The 12,956-nt window shown below is 66.8% G+C and carries 15 protein-coding genes and 1 other RNA gene; 10 read left to right on the top strand and 6 right to left on the bottom strand.

The window, feature by feature from the left end; genetic code table 11:
- Positions 1–114 precede the first annotated feature (114 nt).
- From ACZ5ZX_RS17800 to ACZ5ZX_RS17775, 6 genes are all read left to right on the top strand, one after another.
- Positions 115–615: a PadR family transcriptional regulator gene (locus ACZ5ZX_RS17800; RefSeq protein WP_465460814.1), complete on the top strand. Its 501-nt coding sequence runs from the start codon at positions 115–117 to the stop codon at positions 613–615.
- 66 nt (positions 616–681) lie between these two features.
- Positions 682–1,785, top strand: a complete 1,104-nt coding sequence (gene prfB / locus ACZ5ZX_RS17795; RefSeq protein WP_465503079.1) for a peptide chain release factor 2 — start codon at positions 682–684, stop codon at positions 1,783–1,785.
- A 135-nt stretch (positions 1,786–1,920) separates the two neighbouring features.
- Positions 1,921–2,610, top strand: coding sequence for a cell division ATP-binding protein FtsE (ftsE, locus tag ACZ5ZX_RS17790; RefSeq protein WP_005168409.1), 690 nt, complete (start codon positions 1,921–1,923; stop codon positions 2,608–2,610).
- Positions 2,611–2,661: 51 nt separating this feature from the next.
- Positions 2,662–3,555, top strand: coding sequence for a permease-like cell division protein FtsX (gene ftsX / locus ACZ5ZX_RS17785; RefSeq protein ID WP_465503078.1), 894 nt, complete (start codon positions 2,662–2,664; stop codon positions 3,553–3,555).
- Between the two features lie 52 nt (positions 3,556–3,607).
- Entirely contained in the window at positions 3,608–4,090 is a 483-nt protein-coding gene (gene smpB / locus ACZ5ZX_RS17780) for an SsrA-binding protein SmpB (RefSeq protein ID WP_034322147.1), read from the top strand.
- Positions 4,087–4,983 (top strand): amidohydrolase family protein, encoded by an 897-nt coding sequence (locus ACZ5ZX_RS17775; RefSeq protein ID WP_465503077.1) that lies wholly within the window; start codon positions 4,087–4,089, stop codon positions 4,981–4,983. The genes smpB and ACZ5ZX_RS17775 overlap by 4 nt, the downstream gene beginning before the upstream one ends.
- Here ACZ5ZX_RS17775 and ACZ5ZX_RS17770 read toward each other — a convergent pair.
- The 5 genes from ACZ5ZX_RS17770 to ACZ5ZX_RS17750 form a co-directional block, all read right to left on the bottom strand.
- Positions 4,973–6,298, bottom strand: coding sequence for an acyltransferase family protein (locus ACZ5ZX_RS17770; protein WP_465503076.1), 1,326 nt, complete (start codon positions 6,296–6,298; stop codon positions 4,973–4,975). The genes ACZ5ZX_RS17775 and ACZ5ZX_RS17770 overlap by 11 nt on opposite strands.
- Before the next feature lie 93 nt (positions 6,299–6,391).
- Positions 6,392–6,643: a hypothetical protein gene (locus tag ACZ5ZX_RS17765; RefSeq protein ID WP_465503075.1), complete on the bottom strand. Its 252-nt coding sequence runs from the start codon at positions 6,641–6,643 to the stop codon at positions 6,392–6,394.
- Between the two features lie 132 nt (positions 6,644–6,775).
- The gene (locus ACZ5ZX_RS17760) at positions 6,776–7,417 is read right to left on the bottom strand and encodes a response regulator transcription factor (RefSeq protein WP_465503074.1); all 642 of its coding nucleotides are present in this window, start codon (positions 7,415–7,417) and stop codon (positions 6,776–6,778) included.
- 52 nt (positions 7,418–7,469) lie between these two features.
- Positions 7,470–8,609: a sensor histidine kinase gene (locus ACZ5ZX_RS17755; RefSeq protein WP_465503073.1), complete on the bottom strand. Its 1,140-nt coding sequence runs from the start codon at positions 8,607–8,609 to the stop codon at positions 7,470–7,472.
- Positions 8,606–9,301, bottom strand: coding sequence for a sensor domain-containing protein (locus ACZ5ZX_RS17750; RefSeq protein WP_465503072.1), 696 nt, complete (start codon positions 9,299–9,301; stop codon positions 8,606–8,608). The genes ACZ5ZX_RS17755 and ACZ5ZX_RS17750 overlap by 4 nt, the downstream gene beginning before the upstream one ends.
- A gap of 151 nt (positions 9,302–9,452) precedes the next feature.
- Between ACZ5ZX_RS17750 and ssrA the strand changes: the two genes are divergently transcribed.
- The 4 genes from ssrA (at position 9,453) to ACZ5ZX_RS17730 (ending at position 12,146) form a co-directional block, all read left to right on the top strand.
- Positions 9,453–9,825: a transfer-messenger RNA gene (ssrA, locus tag ACZ5ZX_RS17745) on the top strand.
- Between the two features lie 159 nt (positions 9,826–9,984).
- The gene (locus ACZ5ZX_RS17740; protein ID WP_465503071.1) at positions 9,985–10,965 is read left to right on the top strand and encodes a type IV toxin-antitoxin system AbiEi family antitoxin; all 981 of its coding nucleotides are present in this window, start codon (positions 9,985–9,987) and stop codon (positions 10,963–10,965) included.
- 92 nt (positions 10,966–11,057) lie between these two features.
- Positions 11,058–11,795: an alpha/beta fold hydrolase gene (locus tag ACZ5ZX_RS17735; protein WP_465503070.1), complete on the top strand. Its 738-nt coding sequence runs from the start codon at positions 11,058–11,060 to the stop codon at positions 11,793–11,795.
- Positions 11,796–11,930: 135 nt separating this feature from the next.
- Positions 11,931–12,146: a hypothetical protein gene (locus tag ACZ5ZX_RS17730; protein WP_061981184.1), complete on the top strand. Its 216-nt coding sequence runs from the start codon at positions 11,931–11,933 to the stop codon at positions 12,144–12,146.
- On the opposite strand, the gene ACZ5ZX_RS17725 is transcribed toward ACZ5ZX_RS17730, so the two are convergent.
- Positions 12,134–12,919 carry an IclR family transcriptional regulator gene (locus ACZ5ZX_RS17725; protein ID WP_465503069.1) on the bottom strand — a complete coding sequence of 262 codons (786 nt, stop codon included), beginning with the start codon at positions 12,917–12,919 and terminating at the stop codon, positions 12,134–12,136. The two genes, ACZ5ZX_RS17730 and ACZ5ZX_RS17725, sit on opposite strands and share 13 nt — an antisense overlap.
- Positions 12,920–12,956 lie beyond the last annotated feature (37 nt).

Genomic DNA, 12,956 nt, shown 5'->3' with positions numbered 1-12,956 from the left:
CCTTTGTGGACAGGCGTAGTGCGTTGGGCCGAATGAGCGCATATCACTAGCCACAATGGACAGATGTGCTGACCACAGTGGACACAGGTTCCGAAAAGTGGGACCGTAGAGGACGTGTCCGAATTGAATGCAACAGCCGCCGCACTGCTCGGTCTTCTCCACGACGGTCCCGCCACGGGCGGGCAACTGGTCGCGGGGGCGGGTGAGCGTTTCGGCGCCTTCTTCAGCGTGACCCGCAGCCAGGTGTACCGGGAGCTTCCCGCCTTGTCGAAGGAGGGCCTCGTCCGCCTCGGCAAGCAGGGGCCGCGGTCGAGCCAGCAGTACGTCATCACCGCGGCGGGCAAGAAGGCGTTCAAGACGTGGCTGTCCTCAGAAGCCGGTCCTGACCACCTCCGCAGCCCGCTGATCCTGCGTCTCGTGCACGCCGGTTCGCTGACGGTGAAGCAGCGCTCCGCCCTGCTCGAGTCGGCGCGCGCCAGCTACACGCAGCAGCTCGACGAGGCGAAGGCCGCCACCAAGGCCGCCGACGGTCCGTACGCCAAGGCGGTCGCCGAGTTCGCGCAGGCGCAGGCCAAAGCGGCACTGAAACTGCTGGATTCCATCCCCCAGTCCTGACCCGGACAGGTGCCCACGACCGGTTCCCCGCAACCGGTCGTGGGTTTTGCCGTAACCTTGGCCGACGTGAGTGATGAGTTCGATGCGGCACTGAAGGACCTGACCGGCAAGCTGACGCAGATCGAGTCGGTGATGGACCTGGATGCGCTGCGTGCCCAGGTGGCCGAGCTGGAGGAACAGGCCTCCAGTCCGAACCTCTGGGACGACCCCGAAGAGGCGCAGAAGGTCACCAGCCAGTTGTCCCACCGGCAGAGTGAGCTGCGACGCATCTCCGAGCTGCGGCAGCGGCTCGACGACCTGGGCGTCCTGTACGAACTGGCCGAGGCCGAGGGCGACTCCGCCAGCATGGCCGAGTCCGAGTCCGAGCTCACGTCGCTCACCAAGGACATCGACGGGCTCGAGGTCCGCACCCTGCTGTCGGGTGAATACGACCAGCGCAACGCAGTGGTCACCATCCGGTCCGAAGCGGGCGGCGTCGACGCGGCCGACTGGGCCGAGATGCTGCTCCGGATGTACCTGCGCTGGGCGGAGCGGCACAACTACCCGACGGACGTCTACGACATCTCCTACGCCGAAGAGGCGGGCATCAAGTCCGCCACCTTCAAGGTGAGCGCCCCCTACGTCTACGGCACGCTCTCGGTCGAGCAGGGCACGCACCGGCTGGTGCGCATCTCGCCGTTCGACAACCAGAGCCGTCGCCAGACCTCCTTCGCGCACGTCGAGGTGATGCCCGAGGTCGAGGAGGTCGATCACGTCGACATCCCCGAGAAGGACATCCGCGTCGACGTGTACCGCTCGTCCGGCCCTGGTGGTCAGAGCGTCAACACGACCGACTCGGCGGTGCGGATCACGCACATCCCGACCGGTGTGGTCGTGTCGTGCCAGAACGAGAAGTCGCAGCTGCAGAACAAGGCGGCGGCGATGAAGGTCCTCCAGGCGCGGCTGCTGCTGCGGAAGAAGGAGGAGGAGCGCGCCGAGATGGACGCGCTCAAGGACGGCGGCTCCAGCTGGGGCAACCAGATGCGCTCCTACGTGCTGCACCCGTACCAGATGGTCAAGGACCTGCGGACCGAGTTCGAGGTCGGCAACCCGTCGTCGGTGCTCGACGGTGAGATCGACGGTTTCCTGGAGGCGGGCATCCGCTGGCGCAAGCAGTCCGGAGCCGCGTAACAACCCTGCGTGAGAGAGCAAGGGACCTTTGCTATCACTTTCCGGAAGAGAGTGATAGCAAAGGTCCCTTGCTCGCTTGGCCGCCGGGACCGGGCTACCCGGGCTTAACGAGCGGCATGGGTAGTATGCCGAACCGTGATCCGGCTCGAAGAGGTTTCCAAGGTCTACAAGACCTCGACCCGTCCCGCCCTCGAAAGGGTGTCGGTCGAGATCGACAAAGGTGAGTTCGTTTTCCTGATCGGTCCCTCGGGATCCGGGAAGTCGACCTTCCTGCGCCTCCTGCTGCGCGAAGAGGTGCCGAGCAAGGGTCGCGTGATGGTCTCCAACTTCGACGTCGCCAAGCTCGCCCGTCGCCGGGTGCCGCGCCTGCGGCAGACCATCGGCTGCGTCTTCCAGGACTTCCGCCTGCTGTCGAACAAGACCGTCGCCGAGAACGTCGCCTTCGCGCTCGAAGTGATCGGCAAGCCGCGCCCGACGATCCGCAAGGTCGTGCCCGAGGTGCTCGAACTCGTCGGCCTCGACGGCAAGGCCGACCGCCTGCCCAACGAACTCTCCGGTGGTGAGCAGCAGCGCGTCGCGATCGCCCGCGCGTTCGTGAACCGCCCGCTCGTGCTGCTCGCCGACGAGCCGACCGGGAACCTGGACCCCGACACCAGCCAGGACATCATGTTGCTGCTGGAGCGGATCAACCGCACCGGCACGACGGTGCTGATGGCCACCCACGACCATTCGATCGTGGACTCGATGCGGCGGAGGGTCGTCGAACTCCAGCTCGGCAAGGTCATCCGTGACGACGCCCGAGGCGTCTACGGCATCGGCCGCTGACCGGCCCCGCCCTCCTCCGTTACCCACGACTTCCAAGGGACATCAACCCCGATGCGCGCCAGTTTCGTCTTCAGCGAGGTAGTCACCGGCTTGCGCCGGAACGTCACGATGACCATCGCGATGGTCCTCACCACCGCGGTCTCCCTCGCCATGCTCGGCATCGGCCTGCTGGCCGTCGGCACGATCGACAAGATGAAGGCCAACTTCCTCTCCGACGTCGAGGTTTCGGTCTATCTGGTCAACGACATCAGCGCGGGTGACCCGAATTGCTCGCAGTCGGCCTGCCAGTCGCTGCGCCAGGAGCTGCAGGGCAACGAGGGTGTCGAGTCCGTCGTGTACGAGAACCGCGCGCAGGCCTTCGAGCGGTTCAAGAAGATGTTCGAGAGCCAGCCGGAACTGCTCGCGCTCACCGGCCCGGACGCGCTGCCCGCGTCGCTGCACGTCAAGCTGAAGAATCCCGAGCGCAGCCAGGCGATCATCCAGGAGTACACCGGCAAACCGGGCGTCAGCAAGGTCGACGACCAGCAGAAGGCGCTGGATCGCGTGTTCAACGCGCTCAACGCCGTCCGGAACCTCGCCTTCGGCGCCGCGGTGATCATGGCGCTGGCCGCGCTGCTGCTGATCGCCAACACGATCCAGGTGTCGGCGTTCACCCGGCGCACCGAGGTCGGCATCATGCGCCTGGTCGGCGCCACCCGCTGGTACACGCAGCTGCCGTTCCTCTTGGAGGCGGTGGTCGCCGGCCTTGTCGGTGCCCTCATCGGCATCGTCTTCCTGATCCTCACCAAGGTGTTCCTGCTCGACCTCGTACTGACCGGGGACGTGTTCCCGGCGATCAGCATGCTCGAATTGCTGTTCCCGGTGGCGCCGATCCTGCTCGCCGTCTCGGTGATCATCTCGGCGATCACCGGCTATGTGACGCTGCGCCTGTACGTGCGCCACTGACCCGTCCGATAACCACCTGCTCGAATACAGAAACTCACGTAGAGTCGCCATCATGCCCAAGGAACGTGGACACAAGGTGATCGTGTCGAACCGCAAGGCTCGCCACGATTACTCCATCCTCGACACCTACGAAGCCGGTCTCGTGCTCGTAGGTACCGAGGTGAAGAGCCTGCGTGAGGGACGGGCATCACTGGCCGACGCGTTCGCCACGGTGGACGACGGCGAGGTCTGGCTGCGCAACGTGCACATCCCGGAGTACGTGCAGGGCACCTGGACGAACCACACGCCGCGGCGCACGCGGAAACTGCTGCTGCACCGCCAGGAGATCGAGAAGCTCATCGGCAAGACCAAGGAGAGCGGCCTTTCGCTGGTCCCGCTGTCGATGTACTTCAAGGACGGCAAGGTCAAGGTCGAGATAGCGCTCGCGAAGGGCAAGAAGTCCTACGACAAGCGTCAGGACATCGCCAAGCGGGACGCGGACCGCACCATCAGCCGAGCCATGGGCCGGGCGCTGAAGGGCCGGTACAACGATTGATCCACGGCCCAGCCTCGGACGCCGAGATCCCTGACTGGATCTCGGCGTTGGGCATCGACGGACTCGTGGACATCCACCTGCACTTCCTGCCGAAACCGGTCATGGACAAGGTGTGGGCCTACTTCGACCAGGCCGAGGAGCACTACGGCATGGCCTGGCCGGTGCACTACCGCACCTCCGAAGAGGAACGGGTCGAAACCCTGCGTTCATTAGGTGTGCGCAAGTTCGCGCCGCTGGTCTACCCGCACAAACCCGGGATGGCCGAATGGCTGACGTCCTGGGCGCTGGAGTTCGCCGAGCGGGTTCCGGACGCGGTGCCGACGGGGACGTTCTATCCCGAGCCCTCGGCCGTGTCCGTTGTGGACGGAGCACTGCGCGCGGGCGCTCGCTGTTTCAAGGCGCACGTCCAAGTCGGCGCCTACGACCCCCGTGACGAACTGCTGGACGGTGTCTGGGGCGCGCTGGCGGACGCGGGCGTCCCGGTGGTCGTCCACTGTGGACACGGTCCGTTGAAGGGCGCCTACACCGGGCTACGGTTGTTCGAAGAGATTCTGGTGCGGCATCCGGATCTGACGCTGGTCCTGGCGCACGCCGGTATGCCGGAGATCGACTTCGCGTTCGAGCTGGCCAGGAAGTATCCGCGCGTGTACCTCGACACCACGATGGTCGGGGTGGAGTTCACCCAGCGCGGCAACCCGCTTCCGCCGGACTGGACGGACCTGCTCGCGGAGTTCCCCGATCGCGTCGTGCTCGGCACGGATTTCCCCAACATCCCGTACTCCTACGCCACACAGCTGCAGGCGATCGCCGGCTGGGCGGCCGACGATCGCCTGGGTGAGCCGTTCCTGCGGGCGGTGCTGCACGACACCCCCGCGAAGCTGCTCAGCGTTTGAGCTGCGCCAGCTCGCTGATCGAGACAGCGCGGCCGAGCAGACGCGTCCCCAGCTCCGAGACCGGGATCTGCTTGCCCGCCAGGTAGAAACCACCCGTCGCCAGCGCCACCCACGGCACCGGACCCTGTGCGAGACCGTCGCTCAGGGGGGCGAAACCGTGCGCGGCAAGTCCCAGCAGGCCACCGGAGATCGCCAGCCCGGCCAAGACGAGCTGAGGAGTGTGCGCGGTCGACGCGGGGCCGGAGCTCTGTGTTTCGAAGCGGTCGAAGAGCCGCAGGAGACCGAGGAGCACCAGTCCGCAGGCGCCGAGCCAAGCCGGGACCATCGTCAGCCACAGCACGGAACCCGGTTCGGGCGTCGCGTAGCCGAGGCCGTAGACAGCGACACCGGAGACGATGATCAGTGCGGGCATATGCCACAGGTAGACGCTCATGAAGCGCGGGCCGATCCACTTCAGGGCGGCATCGAGGTTCGGACGCGCGGCCAGCGTGTTCAGCTGCGGTTTGAAGGCCAGCAGGAGACCGATCTGGCCGATCGCGAGGAAGGCCAGCAGCACGGTCGGCGGGCTCATGTTCGACACCGGAGCGCCCGGCATGCCGATCATGCTGGCCGGGTAGGGGCCGAAGGCGACCATCAGCGCGGTGATGCCGAAGCCGGCGCCCGCCATGCCCAGCGCGGCGTTGCGGCGGATCGAGCCGAGACGGCCTTGCGTGTAGTGGAAACCGACCTGATGCACGGCGACCCAGACGAAGATCGCGTTCGCGAAACCGATCAGGCCGAGGTCGTTGAAGCGGGCGATGTCGACGAGGACGGCGGCGGCGAGCATCGCGAACGGAACCTTGAGGCCCCAGCGGCGATGTGCCGCGGCCATCAGCGGGGTGAGCAGCACGGTGAGCACGTAGACGGCCAGGAACCACAGCAGTTGCGCGGCGATCGCGCCCGCGACCTGCAGCGGCTGCTCAGGGATGCCCATCCCGCGCAGGATGTCCGGGACGAAGAGCCAGACGGCCACGAGCGGCAGCACCGGGAGCATCAGCCGCTTGAGCCGGGCCGCGAGCCAGGAACGGGAGCTTTCCGCCCGGGTGAACGAGATCAGGTTCGCCGCGCCACCGGCGAAGAAGACGAGCGGCATCACTTGCGAAGCCCACGTTATGACCCACCAGCCGGGCGTCGCGAGGGCGTTCCCGGTGGAGAGGTGGCCGTCGGAGTAGGAAAGCACCGGCATGCCCCAGTGCTGAACGACGACCGCGAGGATCGCGATCGCCCGGACGATGTCGAGGAACCGGTCCCGGCCCCGCTTCTGGCTCGTGTGCATGCCAAGAAGCCTGGTGTTTCAGGGCTTCGGAAACAGCGGTGCGGGCCGCCGTATCCGTCTTCCTGTTTTCGCCCTTCGAAGGTGGAGTTTTCCCTACCCCACGCCGTCGGGTTCCGGCTCCGGCCGTGGCGCGGGCTCCGGAACCGGGGCGGCGCACAGCCGGAACTCCCAGCAGTCGTCCTCGGCGAGGCCGAGTTCGTAGCGGGTCTCGATCTTCGGCCCGTCGTGCAGATGGACGTGTTTGAGGACGGTGCCCGCGATCGGCTCGGTGTCGCCGAGCTCCTGGACACGTCCGTCGAGCGGACCGCCGAAGAAGCGGACGCTGTGGGAGGGCCTGCCGGTCATGGGTCCTCCTCGGTTCGGCTCGTCGCTCACCAACAGTCTGCCAATGTTAGGTGAGTGACGGCTCCGCCACCAAGAGCTACTTCAGCGTCGTCGAGAGGCGATAGCAAAGGTCCCTTGCTCTCTTTGTGCAGGTCAGCGCCCCAAGTACGTGAGAACCGCGCGGACCCGGCGGTGCTCCACCGAACTCGCTTCGAGGCCGAGCTTCGAAAAGATGTTGCCGATGTGCTTCTCGACGGCGCCGTGCGAGACGACGAGCGAGTTCGCGATCGCGGTGTTCGACAGACCCTGCGCCATCAGCCCCAGCACCTCGGATTCGCGGGCGGTGAGCGCGTCGAGGGGGTTCTTGCGGCCTCGTGCCATCAGCTGCGCGATGACGTCCGGGTCGATGGCCGTACCACCGCCGGCGACTCGCTTCACCGCGTCGAGGAAGTCCCCGACGTCAGCGACGCGCTCCTTGAGCAGGTAGCCGACGCCGCCTGCGCCACCGGAGAGCAGTTCGACGGCGTAGCTCTCTTCGACATACTGCGAAAGCACCAGGACGGGCAGCCCGGGGATGGCGTCACGGGCGCCCAGCGCCGCGCGCAGGCCCTCGTCGGTGAAGGTGGGCGGCATCCGCACGTCGACGATCGCGAGATCCGGCCGGTGCTCCTTGACCGCGCCCAGCAGATCGTCGCCGTTGTCCACGGCCGCGACGGTCTCGATGTTCTCGTCGGCGAGCAGACGGATCACCCCCTCGCGCAACAGAACCGCGTCTTCGGCGATGACAACCCGCATCCTGCCCCCAGCGTCGTGAGTGAACGGCAGGGCCTATTCACTCACGAGCTGGTCACCATTGACACGGCAGGTCCGCACGAATCACGGTGGGGCCACCGACCGGACTGACGACGGTGATCACGCCGTCGATCGTGGCCGCCCGGTCGGCGAGCCCGGCGAGTCCGCCGCCGGGCCGGACCTCGGCGCCGCCGTGGCCGTTGTCGGTGATCTCGACGATCACCTTCGAATCGGTGCGCCACACCTTCACGCCCGCTTCGGTCGCGCCCGAGTGCTTCGCGATGTTCGTCAGTGTCTCGCCGACGATGAAGTACGCCGTCGTCTCGACCGCCGCGGGCGGCCGCGGTTCGACGTCCACTTGGACGTCGACGTGGATCGGCGATTTCGCGGCCTGCGCGGACAGCGCGGCGTCGAGGCCGCGGTCGCCGAGCACGGCCGGGTAGATGCCCCTGGCGAGGTCGCGCAGTTCCGACACCGCGAGCTTCGCGTCGAGGTGGGCTTCGTCGATCAGTTCACGCACGGCGTTCGGGTCGTGGTCGAATTTCGACTTCGCGCGGCCGAGGCTCATGGCGACGGCGACCAGGCGCTGCTGCGCGCCGTCGTGCAGGTCGCGTTCGATACGGCGGCGCTCGGCTTCGGCGGCATCGACACCGCGGGCCCGCGATGCCTGCAGGTGCTCCGCTTTCTGCTCCAGCCGCTGGGTGCGGTTCGGGCCGAGGAAGGAGAACGCCAGGTTGCCGTGCAGCCACGCGATCCACGGGGTCACCCAGAGCGCCATCGGCAGCAGCACGATGGACGCGAGTGCGATCGGAAGCTCCACACAGGCCAGCGGGAACGCGAGCATCAGGTAGGCGAGGTCGCGCCACGTGGTCGGGTCGGTCAGGCGGGTCATCCAGCGCTTGACCAGCGAAAGACCCTCCAGCGGGAGCCGCTCGACCGGCTCCAGCGGGGTACCGAGCATCTTCCGCGCCCAACCGCGCTCGCGGTCGGCGGACCAGCGGATGAAGTTGGTCGTGGCCATGAGGATCGGGAAGCCGATCCACACCACCGCGGTCGCGATGCCGACCGCCAGACCGACGACGATCAAAATGAACTGGAGGAGCCGGAAGAACCAGCTGACGATCATGTAGACGATCGATTTCAGTGGTCTCGGGCGCGGGATCTCGACGTGCCGCACCTGCTGGTCGATCGTCATCCGTTCACCGTGCTCATCGTCGAAACCTCGCCCCAGGACTCCTCCAGGCGGCGGCGCTGGGCGTGGGTCGGCCCGAGCAACGCCGTCGCCAGCCGGGCATGCATTCCCGCCAGCGCTTTCGTCAACGCTACCGAGAGCGCGACGCACAACACGCCGAGAGCCGCCCAAGGCAACGCCGACACCGTCGAGTCGACGGTGAACCACGGCAGGTCCCAGCTGGGGAAGCGGTACTCGCCGCCCGGGAGGAAGCGGTAGTAGATCGGCAGCCCCGCGAGCCCGAGACTCGTCGACCAGAACACCGTGACCAGCACGAACTCGATGATCCCGACCGGGAAGAGCAGGAGGAAGTAGCCGAAATCGCGCCACGTCGAGCCGTCCTTCAGCCGCGCCTTCCAGCGCGAGGACTGGCCCCCGTCGGGCAACGGGAGGTACGGCAGGTCGATGTAGCGATCCAGCAGCGCGTACACCCTGGCGCGTTCCATTCGGGCCGCTCCGCGGACCGACAGGATCACCAGCGCGAGGATGGGGACCCCGATCCAGATGATCGCCGTGCCGATGCCCAGCCAGAAGAACGACATCAGGAGCGCGAAGGCCAGCACGCCCATCGGCAGGTTCATCAGCAGGTAGGCCAGCGAGCCGCCGAACGACGGATCGGACCTGCTCAGCTCCCGCTCGGCCGCTAGCGAACTCATGGTCGTGCTCCTCTCCAGGATCGATGGGACAAGCATCGTCTCCGGAGGGGGCGGATGACATGGTGCCCGCGGGCATCTCGCAGGTGGGGCTAGCCCCACCGCCGGAAATAACCCTGTTGCCGTCCGCGTTATGATGGACAGGTCCCTACAAGGGGGTGAACGGTTTCGACTTTGGACGTTGAATCAGGAGAAGCGTGCCGGTGCAGGCGAGAGACCACCGTAAGCGTCATCGCAAACCAATAAGCGCCGAGCCTAAGAGCCAGCGCGAGTTCGCTCTTGCTGCCTAAGCAGTAGAGCAACTCTGTCGGTCCGGGGTCGCCTCCGACCCGGTCACCGGCATCAGCTAGGAGGCTTACCGCCACACTCGGCTACGGGGTGTGGTTGGGAAACAAACAGTGGCTGGGCTCGTCACTTCAGCTTGTTCGCGTGACTGAAGGGGCCAAGTAGAGACATAGCGGACTGCGCACGGAGAAGCCCTGGTGATACGCCAGAGGACCCGGGTTCAATTCCCGGCACCTCCACTGGACGGCTGAAGCGGTCCTGCCCCTCGGGGTGGGGCCGCTTCTCGCGTTTGGTCAGGATGGTTTGACAAAAGCTCGTGCGTGTCGGGGCGGCGGGTTGCTTCAAGGTCGCCGCACGTTCAAAATTTACGCATGTTCAATTCGAATGAACATGATGATTCGTTGAACACCGAAGCGCGCTCCCGGCTCCAGGAGCTGGGACTCCGCAGTGAAGTGCTCGCCGACGCCCTGATGCAGCTCACCACGCGGTCCGGCGCCGCCCGGACATACCGTGTCGAGATCAGGCGGCGGATGAGCGCGGAACTGGCTACGGCAGTCCATTTTCCGTCGTCTCCGCCGCCGCTGCTGTTCACCACGTACCTCAGTGAACCGGTCGCCGAGCGGCTGCGCGTCCGGGGCATCGACTACGTGGACACCGCGGGCAACACTCACCTCGCCTGGGACGACGTCCTGATCGACGTCCGAGGCCGCCGCAAACCCGCCGTTCCCACCGGACGCGCCTCATCGCGGGGTGCGGGTGCCTTCGGCCGGGCCGGTCTTCAGGTCCTGTTCGTCCTGCTCAGCTGGCCGGAGGCCGCCGACTTTCCGTACCGTCGGCTGGCGGAGATGAGCGGCGTGTCGCTCGGAACGGTCAAGACGGTGATCGATGAGCTCACCCGCGCCGGCTATCTGTACGAACGAGGGAGTGAGCGACTGCTCGCCCGCGGAGCCGAGTTGCTCGACCGGTGGTCGGAGGCTTACTCGATCACCCTGGACGCTTCGTTGGCTCTCGGCGAGTTCGCCGCGGCCGACCTCTCGTGGTGGCGCGACGCGGAAGCCGACTTGCTTTCTTCGGGGGTCCAGGTGGGCGGAGAGGCCGGGGCGAGCCTCATCGATCCGCATCTGCGGCCGGCCTCGCTCACTCTCTACGCCCACGGGCTACCGGTGCAGGTCATCGGCCGGCATCGGTTGGCGCGAGCGGAGAACGGCGGCAACGTTCACATCAGAAGCCGGTTCTGGCGGGCTTCCGGGCCGGAGTCGTGGATCGTGCCGTCGCCGCTGATCTACGCTGACCTGCTTGCCTCAGGCGATCCTCGCCAGCGCGAGCACGGCGACCGGATTCGGAGCGGTGATGATCGACTTAAGCGCATCGACCGAACCTGAGCTCCGGCTTGCCGCGAGAGTGCTGACTCGGGTCGATGCCGTCGAATGGTGCTGAACAGACTTGATTCCAGAGAAACCCTTAGCCTCGGAGCATGCGGCTTCATGTACATCAATGGGGATCCGGACCTCGTGTCGTGCTCGTCCACGGCGTGCTGCTCGGCGGTCGGGAGGCGTGGCGGGCGCAGCGGCCGTTGACCGAGCGGTGGACGCTGCTCGCGCCGGACCGTCTCGGTCACGGGAAGTCGCCGGACGGCGTGCAGGACTTCGAAGTCGACGCTGGGCTGATTGCCGAGCAGCTGCTCGACGAGCCCGCGCATCTGGTCGGGCTGTCCTACGGCGCGATCGTCGCGATGCTCGCCGCCGCGCGACGGCCCGAGATGGTCCGGTCGCTCACCGTGGTCGAACCGCCCGCGGCCGGAGTGGTCCGCGGGAACGAGGTTGTCGACGCGTGGGACGCGGAGCTGCGAGGGTTTCTCGACGGTCCGTTGGAAGACCCTCGCGAGGTCTTCGAGGCGTTCTTCCCGCTCGCGGGTGTGCCACTGCCGATCCCGGATCCGGTGCCGGAAACGTTGCGGCGCGGCGCCAGGGCCTTGATCGGGATGCGACCGCCGGGAGACGCGGAATTGCCGCTCGATGTGTTGGCGTCAGCGGATTTTTCGATGCTCGTGCTGACCGGAGATCATCGGCGGGAGTACGAAATCATCGCCGACGAGATCGCGAAACAGACCGGTGCGCGCCGCGACGTCGTGGCGGGAATGGGGCATTTAGTACCGGACACCGGGAGGCCGTTCAACGACCGGCTTGAGACTTTTTTGGATCACGGAGAGTAGTAAAACCAAGGTCATTTTCATCTCAATTCACCCGCGCCGGGAACAGTCGCGGGGTGGGATGTCATGCTGTGTGTCCGACCATGGCCCTCTTTCGAACCGACCCCGTGTCGCCGGAGGGCCGGAAGAAGGTAGCAGATGACCTGGGCCAGGCATTCCAGTCGTCCCGATCCCGCAGAAGACCAGAGCCGCATGGCAGGTGTGCGGGCTGAAGAAGAAATCCGCCTCACCGTGCAGAACGGCCGGGCCGCAAGGACCGTCGCCGGGCACTCTTCGGACGCACTCGACTGCGCCGAACTGCTGGCGATGCTCGGCCTCGAAGGAGTCCAGAAAAGGCACGCTCAGCGCACCTGACCCCCGATCCGGGTGGTCAGTTCGGCCGCGGTCACGCGGACCTCTTCGGCGAGGTCAGGCCAGGTTTCTTCGCAACCTTCCGTTCCAGGGCAAAGGTGGCGCAGGGTCACGCTGATCGCGGCCATCGGACGGCCGCCGTGGTCGAAGACCGGGCAGGCCACCGAGGCGAATCCCTCGGTGACGTGGCCGTCTTCGACCGCCCAGCCGAGCCTGCCCTCCGCGTTCAGCGTGCGGCGCAGTTCGGCGAGGGTGCGCGGGCCGCGGCCGGTACGCGACACGAACGCGGACGCGGCCGGGAAAAGCGCGCGCACATGCGGCGACGGCAGATGCCGCAGGATCGCCCTGCCCGACGCCGTGAGCTGGCCCGGCAGCCGGACACCGACTTCGGTGACCAGCGTTTCCGGACGCGTGGGCCGTTCCTTGACCAGGTAGAGCGACTCGTTGCCGTGCAGCACGCCGAGATGCGCGGTGTGCCCGACGCGGTCGGCGAGTTTGCGCAGCAACGGGACGGCGAGCCTTTCCAGCGGATCGTGCCGCAGGTAGGCCGAGCCGAGTTCGAACGCGGCGATGCCGAGCCCGTACCGGCGCTCGGCGGGTAAGTGCGCCACGAAACCGGCGGTCTCCAGTTCGGCGAGCAGGTGATACGTCGTCGAGCGCGGGAGGCCGAGTTCGCGTGCGATCGCGGCCGCGGACACCGGGCCCGGACGCGCGGCGAGGGCGCGAAGGATGCCGAGGCCGCGTCGGAGGGCCGGTACTTCGCTGCTCTCACCCATGCTGACCTCCTGTTTCGTTCAGCGGGGGGAGCAAGGG

This window comes from Amycolatopsis sp. NPDC033938 (assembly GCF_055575975.1).
This window is presented reverse-complemented; position numbering and strand designations above follow the sequence as displayed.

Coding starts and splice junctions, on each gene's coding strand:
- ACZ5ZX_RS17760 (WP_465503074.1), bottom strand. CDS start 7,417: ATGCGGGTTGTCATCGCCGAAGACGCGGTTCTGTTGCGCGAGGGGGTG.
- smpB (WP_034322147.1), top strand. CDS start 3,608: ATGCCCAAGGAACGTGGACACAAGGTGATCGTGTCGAACCGCAAGGCT.
- ACZ5ZX_RS17750 (WP_465503072.1), bottom strand. CDS start 9,301: ATGAGTTCGCTAGCGGCCGAGCGGGAGCTGAGCAGGTCCGATCCGTCG.
- ACZ5ZX_RS17765 (WP_465503075.1), bottom strand. CDS start 6,643: ATGACCGGCAGGCCCTCCCACAGCGTCCGCTTCTTCGGCGGTCCGCTC.
- ACZ5ZX_RS17725 (WP_465503069.1), bottom strand. CDS start 12,919: ATGGGTGAGAGCAGCGAAGTACCGGCCCTCCGACGCGGCCTCGGCATC.
- ACZ5ZX_RS17770 (WP_465503076.1), bottom strand. CDS start 6,298: ATGCACACGAGCCAGAAGCGGGGCCGGGACCGGTTCCTCGACATCGTC.
- ACZ5ZX_RS17730 (WP_061981184.1), top strand. CDS start 11,931: ATGACCTGGGCCAGGCATTCCAGTCGTCCCGATCCCGCAGAAGACCAG.
- ACZ5ZX_RS17735 (WP_465503070.1), top strand. CDS start 11,058: ATGCGGCTTCATGTACATCAATGGGGATCCGGACCTCGTGTCGTGCTC.
- ACZ5ZX_RS17755 (WP_465503073.1), bottom strand. CDS start 8,609: ATGACGATCGACCAGCAGGTGCGGCACGTCGAGATCCCGCGCCCGAGA.
- ftsX (WP_465503078.1), top strand. CDS start 2,662: ATGCGCGCCAGTTTCGTCTTCAGCGAGGTAGTCACCGGCTTGCGCCGG.